The organism is Candidatus Margulisiibacteriota bacterium (genome assembly GCA_031268855.1).
Taxonomy (GTDB): Bacteria; Margulisbacteria; Termititenacia; order Termititenacales; family Termititenacaceae; genus Termititenax.
On the sequence record JAIRWS010000102.1, the window covers coordinates 1 to 10688 of the forward strand.

General features: G+C 47.1%; 11 protein-coding genes. 5 read left to right on the forward strand and 6 right to left on the reverse strand.

Annotated elements, in window-relative coordinates:
- A partial coding sequence (uvrA, locus tag LBJ25_06110) for an excinuclease ABC subunit UvrA (GenBank protein MDR1453528.1) occupies window positions 1-2755 on the reverse strand: 2755 nt, incomplete at its 3' end.
- A gap of 142 nt (window positions 2756-2897) precedes the next feature.
- Between uvrA and LBJ25_06115 the strand changes: the two genes are divergently transcribed.
- Both LBJ25_06115 and LBJ25_06120 read left to right on the forward strand, forming a co-directional pair.
- Window positions 2898-4805: an SAM-dependent methyltransferase gene (locus LBJ25_06115; GenBank protein ID MDR1453529.1), complete on the forward strand. Its 1908-nt coding sequence runs from the start codon at window positions 2898-2900 to the stop codon at window positions 4803-4805.
- Window positions 4802-5848 carry a restriction endonuclease subunit S gene (locus tag LBJ25_06120; protein MDR1453530.1) on the forward strand — a complete coding sequence of 349 codons (1047 nt, stop codon included), beginning with the start codon at window positions 4802-4804 and terminating at the stop codon, window positions 5846-5848. The genes LBJ25_06115 and LBJ25_06120 overlap by 4 nt, the downstream gene beginning before the upstream one ends.
- Here LBJ25_06120 and LBJ25_06125 read toward each other — a convergent pair whose 3' ends face one another.
- The 3 genes from LBJ25_06125 to LBJ25_06135 all read right to left on the reverse strand — a co-directional run bounded on the left by LBJ25_06125 (window position 5849) and on the right by LBJ25_06135 (window position 7993).
- Entirely contained in the window at window positions 5849-6562 is a 714-nt protein-coding gene (locus LBJ25_06125; GenBank protein ID MDR1453531.1) for a phosphatase, read from the reverse strand.
- Window positions 6563-6571: 9 nt separating this feature from the next.
- Window positions 6572-7330, reverse strand: a complete 759-nt coding sequence (locus LBJ25_06130; protein ID MDR1453532.1) for a YebC/PmpR family DNA-binding transcriptional regulator — start codon at window positions 7328-7330, stop codon at window positions 6572-6574.
- A gap of 75 nt (window positions 7331-7405) precedes the next feature.
- Complete coding sequence (locus tag LBJ25_06135; protein MDR1453533.1) at window positions 7406-7993, reverse strand: hypothetical protein; 588 nt, start codon at window positions 7991-7993, stop codon at window positions 7406-7408.
- 373 nt (window positions 7994-8366) lie between these two features.
- Between LBJ25_06135 and LBJ25_06140 the strand changes: the two genes are divergently transcribed.
- The 3 genes from LBJ25_06140 to LBJ25_06150 all read left to right on the forward strand — a co-directional run bounded on the left by LBJ25_06140 (window position 8367) and on the right by LBJ25_06150 (window position 9909).
- Window positions 8367-8873, forward strand: a complete 507-nt coding sequence (locus LBJ25_06140; protein MDR1453534.1) for an adenine phosphoribosyltransferase — start codon at window positions 8367-8369, stop codon at window positions 8871-8873.
- A complete protein-coding gene (locus tag LBJ25_06145; GenBank protein MDR1453535.1) occupies window positions 8860-9546 on the forward strand; it encodes a 5'-methylthioadenosine/S-adenosylhomocysteine nucleosidase in 687 nt (228 codons plus the stop codon). The genes LBJ25_06140 and LBJ25_06145 overlap by 14 nt, the downstream gene beginning before the upstream one ends.
- Window positions 9547-9663: 117 nt before the next feature.
- On the forward strand, window positions 9664-9909 hold the full coding sequence (locus LBJ25_06150; GenBank protein MDR1453536.1) for a hypothetical protein: 246 nt from the start codon (window positions 9664-9666) through the stop codon (window positions 9907-9909).
- 177 nt (window positions 9910-10086) lie between these two features.
- Here LBJ25_06150 and LBJ25_06155 read toward each other — a convergent pair whose 3' ends face one another.
- Window positions 10087-10398: a BrnA antitoxin family protein gene (locus LBJ25_06155; GenBank protein MDR1453537.1), complete on the reverse strand. Its 312-nt coding sequence runs from the start codon at window positions 10396-10398 to the stop codon at window positions 10087-10089.
- Window positions 10385-10688, reverse strand: a 304-nt coding sequence (locus LBJ25_06160; protein ID MDR1453538.1) for a BrnT family toxin, incomplete at its 5' end; no start/stop codon positions are given. The genes LBJ25_06155 and LBJ25_06160, both read right to left, overlap by 14 nt.

Here is a 10688-nt window from a genome sequence, read left to right on the forward strand (position 1 = left end):
CGATTATCTCGCCGCCGGCTTCGCCGCCGTCCGGCCCGAGATCGATAATATGGTCTGCGGATTTTATCACGTCGAGATTGTGCTCCACGACAATGATCGTGTTGCCGCTGTTGACCAAACGATTGAGCATTTCGATCAGTTTGTGCACATCAGCAAAATGCAGTCCGGTGGTCGGCTCATCCAGAATGTACAGAGTTTTGCCGGTGGAGCGTTTGGACAATTCGGCGGCCAGCTTGATGCGCTGGGCTTCGCCGCCGGACAACGTGGTGGCCGCCTGCCCGAGCTGAATGTAATTTAAGCCGACGTCCTGTAAGGTTTTCAATTTACGCTCGATCTGCGGAATGTTTTGAAAGATCGCGTAGGCTTCATCAATGGTCATGTTGAGCACATCGCTGATATTGTGGCCTTTGTAGCGCACTTCCAGCGTTTCTTTGTTGTAACGCTTGCCCTGGCAGATTTCACAGGGCACGTAAACGTCCGGCAGGAAATGCATCTCGATCTTCTTAATGCCGTCGCCTTCGCAGGCTTCGCAGCGTCCGCCGCGCACATTAAAGGAAAAGCGGCCGGCCTGATAGCCGCGCTGTTTGGCTTCGGCGGTCAGCGCAAATAATTCGCGGATCGGCGTGAAGACTCCGGTGTAAGTAGCGGGATTGGAGCGCGGCGTGCGGCCGATCGGGTCCTGGTCGATGACAATAATATTGTCGATGTTTTCCACGCCTTTGATGCCGCTGTACTTGATCGGCGGCAGAGAGCTGCCGTACAGTTTATGCATCAGGATCGGATACAGGGTATCGGTGATCAGCGAGGATTTGCCGGAGCCGGACACGCCGGTCACACAGATAAATTTGCCCAGCGGAAAATTGACGGTCAATTTTTTTAGATTGTGTTCAGCGACATTGGCCAGAGTGATTTTCTGTTTGTGACCGGCGCGCCGCTGCTGCGGTATAGCAATTTTTTTCCGGCCGGACAAAAAAGCGCCGGTCAGAGAATCAGGATTTTTTAGCACTTCCTGCGGCGCGCCTTCCGCGACGACGCGGCCGCCGAGCTTGCCAGCGCCCGGCCCCATATCGATCAAATGATCGGCGGCCAGCATGGTTTCATCGTCATGCTCAACCACGATCAAAGTATTGCCGAGATCGCGCAAATGTTTCAGGCTGGCCAGCAGTTTGGCATTGTCTTTTTGGTGCAGGCCGATCGACGGCTCATCCAGCACATACAGCACGCCGACCAGGCCGGAGCCGATCTGTGTGGCCAGCCTGATGCGCTGGGCTTCGCCGCCGGACAGCGTGGCGGAAGTCCGCTCCAGAGCCAGATAATCCAGTCCCACATCGGCCAAAAATTTCAAGCGCGCGTTAATTTCTTTTAAGACCTGCCGCGCGATAGTTTCCTCGGTTTTGTTTAAGCGCAGTTCATTCAGCCAGCCGCGCAGATTTTTGACGGACAGGGTCATTAATTCGCTGATATTTTTTTCGCGGATCTTTACGGACAGCGCAACGGGATTTAATTTTTTACCGCCGCAGGCCGCGCAGGGTTTGACCGTCATATATTTTTCCAGATCTTCTTTGCGCCATTCTGATTCGGTTTGATGATAGAGCCGCTCCAGATTGCGCACCACGCCTTCAAATTTACCCGACCAGTCGTAGTATTTGCCCTCATCATGTTTGGCGTGCAGATGAAAATCGATGCGTTCATCCGTGCCGTAAAGCAGAACCTGCTGGACATTTTTAGGCAGTTTTTTAAACGGCGTGTCCAGCGTGAATTTGTACTTGCGCGCCAGCGACTGCACCATTTGCCCCATAAAGCCGCGCATCTGCGAAGCCCACGGCAGCAGCGCGCCTTCCGCCAGAGATAATTCGGGGTTGATGATTTTTTCCGGCGCAAAAATATAAGTGGAGCCCAGACCTTTACATTCAGGGCACGCGCCGTAAGGATTGTTAAAAGAAAAAGTGCGCGGCAGAATTTCCGGTATGGAAACATCGCAATCTGTGCAGGTGAATAATTCCGAAAACAGCTCCAGAGCTTCCGTTTTGTCCTCGGCGAGGGTCAGGACTTCCACCAGATGATCGCCGTCTTTGAGCGCGGTTTCGACGGATTCAAAAATGCGTTTGTAATTTTCCGGACTGACGGCCAGCCGGTCAATGACCGCTTCAATAGTATGCTTTTGATTTTTGTTGAGCGGGATTTTTTCGTCGAGCTGATAAATAATGCCGTTGACCCGCACACGCAGATAACCTTTTTTGCGCAGATCCTCAAAAAGTTTGGTGTATTCACCTTTGCGGCCGCGTATCAGCGGCGCCAGAATGCTGATCTTCGCGCCCTGCGGTTTGGCGGCGATGCGGTCAGCGATTTCCTGCGCGGACTGTTTGTGTACAGGCTTGCCGCATTGAGGGCAGTGCGGGATGCCGATGTGCGCGAACAGCAGACGGAAATAATCGTAAATCTCCGTGACCGTGCCGACTGTGGAGCGCGGATTTTTGGAACGGCTTTTTTGGTCGATGGAAATCGCGGGTGACAGGCCGTCAATAAAATCCACATCGGGTTTTTCCATCTGGTCTAAAAACAGTCGCGCGTAAGCTGACAGAGATTCCACATAGCGGCGCTGCCCCTCGGCGTAAATCGTGTCAAAAGCCAACGAGGATTTGCCCGAGCCGGACACGCCGGTGATCACGGTCAGCGTATTGCGCGGTATAGTCACCTCGATATTTTGCAGATTGTGAACGCGCGCGCCTTTGATGTAGAGGTCTTCGGTAGCCATAGGAAGTCAGTTTAGCATTTATGATATAATTATAACATGACTTACAAAAATTGATTTGAGATTCCTATTTTCCGCGCCTTTGATTTTGTGCTGAAGATTAGCACGCTGACATTTTACCGGTTTGCAGGTAAAATATTTAATAATGAATGAACGCATCACGGATTTTTTTATCGGCGGCCTGCTAAAAGAGGCAGGCATTAAATTTACTCCTAACGGCAGCAATATCAAAGAAATTCAAAACGCGTTAAAACAAGCTTCCAAATCAGGTACGGGCAAGAACGGTTTCCCGGAATTTACTGCAGTAGTAGACAGTTTTGTTTTGGTTATCGAAAACAAAGCGGATATATCTAAACAGGCCAGATATGAAAATGATGACGGCCTAACTTTGGCTATAGAGAAAGACGCGGTTAAAAATTATGCCGAAAATGGCGCTCTGCATTACGCTTTGCATATTGTCAAAAATACCAGTTACAAACAAGTTTTTGCCTTTGGTTGTTCTGGTGATAAGAAGCATCATATATTGCGCCCAATTTTTGTAGGAGATAAAAAAGATTATAAGATATTGAAAGAAGTGGATAATTTCCAAAACTTTACGACGGAAAATATCGAGCGTTATTATCATGAACAAGTTTTGGAGGAAGAATCACAAGAGTTTACCGAGTTAAAAGATATTCTTAGCCGTGCTGAACAATTGCATAAAGATATGCGGAATTATGCCTCGCTGGGGGTAGCTGAAAAGCCGCTGGTTGTGTCCGCTATATTGCTGGCTTTGAACGAGCCCGAAGATCGGCAAAAACTTATCGACACTTTAAATGGTGATACAGTAAAAACAGACGGACAAAAAGTTTTTGACGCGGTGAGTTCGCATATGAAGCGAGTCAAAGTGGAGCCGCAGGTAAAACTTGATAAAGTTTTAGACCAATTTAATATTGTTAAGAATCATACTGCCTTAAACCAAAAAAACTCTGCACTTGGCAAAACGCCTTTACGTTACTTTACTGAATACGTAAGCAAGTATGTTATTGAATATGCCAAAAACAATTCTCCGGAAGATGTGCTGGGGCAGTTTTATGGCGAATTTATGAGTTACAGCGGCGGCGATGGTCAAAATCTGGGCGTAATTTTAACTCCGCCTCATATCACGGAATTATTTTGTGACCTAGCGGAAATTAAACCGACGGATATTTTGTTTGATCCTTGTTGTGGCACGGGTGGGTTTTTAATTGCTGGTTTGCATCATATGCTCAACAAAGCCACAACTGCCAAACAGAGAGATAAGATTAAGAAGAATCAAATATATGGCTTTGAGTTGCGCCCGGATATGTTCTCGATGGCCACTACCAATATGATTTTACGCGGCGATGGAAAAAGTAATTTGCTCTGCGATAATTTTCTTGAGCAAAACAGTGTGGATTTACGCAAGAAAAAATTTACGGTCGGTTTTATGAACCCGCCGTATTCGCAGGCCAAAAATAAAGACACTGCGCATCTCTCCGAGATAAATTTTGTTCAACATTTGTTGGATAGCATGGCTGATGGCGCGCGTGTAGTAGTAATTATCCCGCAATCTACCATGGTTGGCAAACGCAATGAGGATAAAGCAATTAAACGTGAGATACTAAAGCAGCATACATTGAAAGGTGTGATTACCTTAAATAAAAACACTTTTTATCGTGTTGGCACAAATCCCTGTATCGCAGTATTCATTTGTCATCAGCCGCATCCTGCCGAATATGAAGCTAAGTTTATAGATTTTGGAGACGACGGTTTTGTGGTCAATAAACATATCGGGCTGATGAAAACAGAACGTGCCAAAGAAAAGAGAGCCCGCCTGCTGGCTTGTTGGAATCACAACACCGATGCGGAAACCAGGTTTATGGTCAAAACAAAAGTTGACGCGGACGACGAATGGTTGCACTCTTTTTATTATTTCAATGACGAGATTCCCGGCGACGCGGATTTTGAGAAAACGATGGCGGACTATTTAACTTTTGAGTTTAATATGATTATACATGGCAGAGGATATTTGTTTGGGCTAGAGAACGCATGATGAGCAAGCAACTAATGGATTGTAAATGGAAAGAATTCAGGATCGGTGATATTTTCGAAGTCTATACCGGATCATTATTGCCTAAAAAAGAATTGCGTAGTGGAAAAATCCCGAGAATTACCGCAAGCGAAACAAACAATGGAGTTGTTGGAACTTTCGCTACATCTAGCCATAAAAATTTCCGCCAATTATCAAATTTTATATCAATATCATTTCTTGGCGGAGTTTTTTATCAACCGTATTTAGCAAGCCTTGATATGAAAATTCATGCTGTAAAAATAAAAGGAAAATATTTAACTAAATATACTGCACATTTTTTAGTTACAGCGTTACATAAGACTGTTGCTGGTTTTTCTTACGGTGATCAATTATCTAGTACTGATTTACCAAGTAAAAAAATCTTATTGCCAATTGATAAAAATGATCAACCTGATTGGCAATTTATGGAAGACTATATGAAACAAAAAAAGAAAGTTTTAATTGGTGAGTATAAGCGATACTTAACAGTTGCCCCCCCCCCCCCCCTAGAAAAAATAGATAGACCGCCAAAGTGGAAAGAATTTGTTTTATCTTATATTTTTGAAATCAAGGCAACGAGTAGCAGTATTGATAAAAGTAAATTGAACGGAAAGAGCGGGAAAATACCATACATTACTAGAACGGATAAGGATAATGGTTATGATGGCTTTATTGGAAAACAGGAAAAATATAGTTTTGATAATGGGAATGTGATTTCTGTTGGGCTGGATACACAAACTGCTTTTTATCAACCGATAGCGTTTTACACAGGCCAGAATATTCAAGTGGTTTCTAACAAATATCTAAATCGATATGCTGCGATGTTTGTAATTCTGTTATTGAAACGGTTAATGACAAAATTTAGTTGGGGTGGTAATGGGGCAACTTTGACCAGATTAAAAAGGAGCAAAATATTACTACCAGTTGCCAAATCCGGCGAGCCTGACTATGAATATATGACCAACTATATGCGTCGCTTGGAAAGGAAACAACTAAAATGCTATGTGGATTATTTAACAAGTTGATTAAAGTTTTACTTTCAGCCACTCCGCTGTTTTTTGAGCGTTCAAATTCAAAATATTTTCCGGCTTGATGCCCTGTGCCAGAGCGACTGACATGGCTTTAGATACTTCACCGACCCGCGCGGCGACATGCGCGTCAGAATTGATGACCACCGGCATATTGTGTTCTCGCAAGATGCGCATAATTTCCAGACAGTTGTTGTACGAGCCGTGCCGCGCGAGGCCAAAAGAGGCGGTGTTAATTTCCACCAGCTTGCCGTATTCCTGCGCGGCGGCGATGACGGTTTCGTAGTCCAGCTTAAAGATCGGATTTTCAATATGGCCGAGAATATCCACATGCTGATTGGCAATGACCCGCAGGTACATTTCGGTATTTTGTTTTCTGCTCAAATCTTCCGGCGTGGTCACAGCGTGCGCGGACGCCACCACCACATCGAGCGAGGCCAGCATTTCCGGCTCCAGATCCAGCGCGCCGTTTTTGGCAATGATATTGACTTCCGCGCCGCGCAGGATCCGCACGCCGTGCAGATATTCCGGCAAAGCGCGCAGATTGTAAAAAAAATACTCATGCGCTCCGCCCGGCATCTGCGGCGCGTGATCGGTGATCGCCAGGATTTTTAAGCCGCGCTGTCTGGCGGCCAAAGCCATTTCGTCTATGGTAGAGTAAGCGTGCCCGCTGCCAATACTGTGTGTGTGCAAATCTGCTCTGATTTTCATTAAAATTGGCTACTGTGCTTCGGCTAGCTTGCTCAGTATCTCGTCGGGAACATCCGCGTTGTGGCTGACTTTTTGCACGTCGTCCACTTCCTCGATTTTTTCCACGAGATTGAGAATTTTACCGGCGGTATTTTCCTCGCTTACCGCAATGGTGTTGTCGGCAATGAGCGTGATCTCCGCGTTGTCGATGGCCAGACCGGCGGCTTCCGCGGCTTTGACGCATTGGTCAAAATCCGCCGGCTCGCAGGTCACTTCAAGCGCGCCATCGCCGTAATCTTTGATATCTTCCGCGCCGGCGTCGAGCAAAACTTCCATGAGTTTGTCTTCCGTTACTTTTGCCGCGTCAAATTCCAGCAGACCTTTTTTGTGAAACATAAAACTGACCGAGCCCGGTGTGCCCAGATTGCCGCCGTTTTTTTCCAGCGTGGAGCGTACCAGTGAAGCCGTGCGGTTGCGGTTGTCGGTCTGACATTCGATCAGCAGGGCTATGCCGCCCGGCGCGTAGCCTTCGTAAGTGACGTTCTCGATGCCGCCTTCTTTGCCGGCGCCGCGCTCGATCGCGCGCTTGATATTGTCATTGGGCATGTTGACTTTTTTGGCCTGCTCGATCGCCATGCGCAGGCGGGAATTCAGCGCGGGGTCGGCATTGCCGCCTTCTTTGACCGCGGTGATGATGTCCATCGCCGCTTTGGAGAACGCCTTGCCTCTGACCGCGTCAGCTTTGCCTTTGGTGTATTTGATCTTGCTCCATTTATTGTGCCCGGACATTTTGGCCTCCGTAAGAATTTTTAAGAGGATTCATTATGCAACGAATTATGCCGGCAGACAAGAGTATCCGGCGAATTAACCAGCTTCTAACGCCGCCACTTCCGCCGCTTTTCTGGCGACAGCCGGATCGAGGTCTTCAGGATTTAGCCCCAGCAGATCAGTGATAGCCCGACGCAAAGCCGGCGGCAGTTTGAAGCCCGCCAATTCTTCGCGGCGTCTTTCCAAAAGTTTTATTTCTTTTTCTTCTTGAATATTTTTCTCGCGGATGAAATCAGTGATTTCTGCGGAGAGCTCAATTATTCTGGTTATATATTTATTTATAGTGTCGCTGGAAACATTGTTATTTAAGAAACGCTGCATCCTTGCCCATTCTTTGGCTTCCGACGGGACGGTCAATAATTGTAAAAATTCGGTGTACTCACCGGCTAACTGAGCCAGCACGGTATTGTTGAATTTTTTATTTTCCTCGGATAAAGAACTGTAATCCATTATTAAACGGAATTGAATATTAAAAGCAATTCTCCCTAATATAATGTGCCCTGTCTCGCTGGTCTCGTCTGTTATTGCTTCCAGGTAAAAGACGCGAAAAGAATCCACAATCGTGTTGACATGCACCGATTTATTGTCCGCTGCCCAGGTAAAAGCGTCTTCACCGCTCCGCAAAAGCCTGCTCCGTTCCTCTCTTGCGGCCGCGGTGTCAGGTCTACCCCGCAGCCTATGTAAATCCAACAGGGTTTGCTCTAAATCAGGAATGAAACTTTCAACTCCATGTTTGTGTTTGAGTTCGGCGAAAAATTGCTCTCTTTCAGCAGCCAATTCGCTATGGAATCCATTGCGGGTATTGCTTGAAGCGACACGTTCAACTAAGGACACTTGCTTGAGTAACATTAACATATTCCACGATCCTTTCTTACCATTCTAACATAAACAGTCAAAGACTTGCACTCGCTTTATTCTATTAATATATCGTAACTTCTCTATAATCGTTTCATTTTTTTTCTTGTGCAGTCCGGCGGAAAATATTATAATTTTAGAGATGCTGTCCAAACTCGATCAGGCCATTGTTAATTATCCCGATTTTCCGGTCAAAGGCGTGCTTTTCCGCGATCTGAACCCGATTTACAAACAACCGGAGCTGTTCAAGGGTTTGGTGCGGGAATTCAGCCAAAAAGCGCAGACTCTGGGGATTTTTGACTATATAGCCGGTATCGAAGCCAGGGGATTTATTCTGGCCGCGGCGCTGGCTTACGAGCTGGGCTGTGCTTTCCTGCCCGTGCGTAAAAAAGGCAAACTGCCCGGCAAGGTGCATACCGTGACCTATCAACTCGAGTACGGCAAGGACAGCTTGCAGGTTCAGGAAGATAACGATTTGCGCGGCGCGAAAGTCCTGATCGTCGATGATGTGTTCGCCAGCGGCGGCACAATGCGCGGTGTGCTGGAGCTTTTCCGTAAATGCGGCGCCGAGCCGTCTTTTGGCGTGATCCTGGATATCAAGTTGAGCGACAGACAGGCTTTGGGGGCGCCCAATTTTGCGCTCTTCTGATCTGGGCGTCATTATCGCGGTGCGCGACGAGGCGGCGGCCATCCTGGCCAGCGCCGCTTACGGCTGGGTAAAAGAGGGCGACGGCGCGTATTACTCAGCGGCGAAGAAAATAATTCTCAAGGTCTGCGGTATTGGCAAAGCGAACGCGGCATTTGCGCTGGGGCAAATATTTGACCGTGTTGACGAAGTGATTATGTTCGGCACATCGGGCGGTCTGGGGCAGGAGAAGATCGGCGACCTGTATCTCTGCGCGGAATTTGTCGAGCACGATATGCTGGCCACGACACTCGGTGTGGAGCCGGGAGTGACGCCTTTTTCCGGCATGAAGTCGGCGGTGATCTCTTGCGCCAACCCTAAAACTCTGCAAAAAATACGCGAAATTTGCCAGCGGGAAAATCTGCCGCTAAAGATCGGCCGGACTTTGAGTGGCGATCAATTTATTCACAGCAAGGAATTGGCCGAAGCCAAGGCCGCGCAATACGGCGGGCAGCTGGTCGATATGGAGTCCGCCGCCGCCGCGAAGATCTGCCAGCGGCTCAAAAAACCGTTCTGCGCTCTGCGCTACATCACTGACAACGCTGACCACAAGGCCCCGGCGAGCTGGCAAGAAAATGTCAAAATATCGGCAGGATATTTTGAGCAGGTGCTGAGAGCGCTTACGCCTATAATTTAAATATTTCCGCGTTTTGATCGATCAAATATAAAGCGCTAACAGCTTGGCCAATACTGCCGCTGAAACGATAGTCGTGTGATATAATATAAATGTTCTGGGATTCTGGAGGATAACATCATGCAAACGGCAGCTTATGGAATATACAAAGACGGACAAATATTATTTGACGAGCCTACGGTACAAGCAAATAATACGCGGGCATTGATTGTTTTTTTGAGCTCATTGCTAAAACAGAAAAACAAGCAAACTAAATTGGCTGATTTTTTTAATTTATACGGCTCATGGGAAGATAATCGCAGTGCGGATACTGTAATAAATGATATTCGCCAGAGCAGAGCGGTTAACTCCAATGTGCAATTATGAAATATTTACTGGATACCGACATCTGTGTTTATTTTCTGAATCAGAATAAAAAAATTGTAGAAAAATTACAGCGGCTGCCGGAAAAAGATTTGGCGATTTCTGTACTGACAACGCTGACCACAAGGCCCCGGCGCGCTGGCCGGAAAATGGCAAAATAGCGGCAGGGTATTTTGTGTCTTACAACACACCTTTTCTAACACCTTCACTGACCCAATTGTTGACTCTGGTCTGCCAACCGCGGCCGGAAGCGCGGAGATGCGTCAGCACATGAGGATCAAACAAAATATGCGTGTCCTGCTTGCGAACCGCCTTGGGCGACCGGCCGCGGCGGGCGACCGGCCGCATCCTGACCAGTTCCTTATCCGTCAAAAAAGGCGCATCCGGATCATCACTGGCTGGCTCGCGCTCGGCAGCTCGATCCGCCATTGCCAGCATCTCTTTGGTTAGGCCTTTTTTGGCTTTCCAGGCGTTTAATCTAATTATTGTCATAATACCTATTCCTTTCTTTTTCATTGGCTAGGCGCGCAGAAATTATTCTAGTAGCTTTTCCGCGCATTGTGTAAGCCATGAACAAAATATGCTTGCCTGTGCTGCCTATTGTTTGCAGCCTTCTTTCTCCATAATTTTTTCTGTTGTCAATCGATTCAATCCGGTGCTTGTCAGAAAATACTAACTGAGCATAATGAAAATCAAGGCCATGTTTAGCAATATTGTATTTGCATCTGTTTTCATCCCACTCAAACTCTTTCAACCAGCGCTCAAACATTACAGAATAATTA

What these genes read in the sequence shown, in the direction of transcription:
- LBJ25_06130 (MDR1453532.1), bottom strand. Translation starts at nt 7,330, where the DNA reads ATGTCCGGGCACAATAAATGGAGCAAGATCAAATACACCAAAGGCAAA.
- LBJ25_06115 (MDR1453529.1), top strand. Translation starts at nt 2,898, where the DNA reads ATGAATGAACGCATCACGGATTTTTTTATCGGCGGCCTGCTAAAAGAG.
- LBJ25_06120 (MDR1453530.1), top strand. Translation starts at nt 4,802, where the DNA reads ATGATGAGCAAGCAACTAATGGATTGTAAATGGAAAGAATTCAGGATC.
- LBJ25_06140 (MDR1453534.1), top strand. Translation starts at nt 8,367, where the DNA reads ATGCTGTCCAAACTCGATCAGGCCATTGTTAATTATCCCGATTTTCCG.
- LBJ25_06150 (MDR1453536.1), top strand. Translation starts at nt 9,664, where the DNA reads ATGCAAACGGCAGCTTATGGAATATACAAAGACGGACAAATATTATTT.
- LBJ25_06155 (MDR1453537.1), bottom strand. Translation starts at nt 10,398, where the DNA reads ATGACAATAATTAGATTAAACGCCTGGAAAGCCAAAAAAGGCCTAACC.
- LBJ25_06125 (MDR1453531.1), bottom strand. Translation starts at nt 6,562, where the DNA reads ATGAAAATCAGAGCAGATTTGCACACACACAGTATTGGCAGCGGGCAC.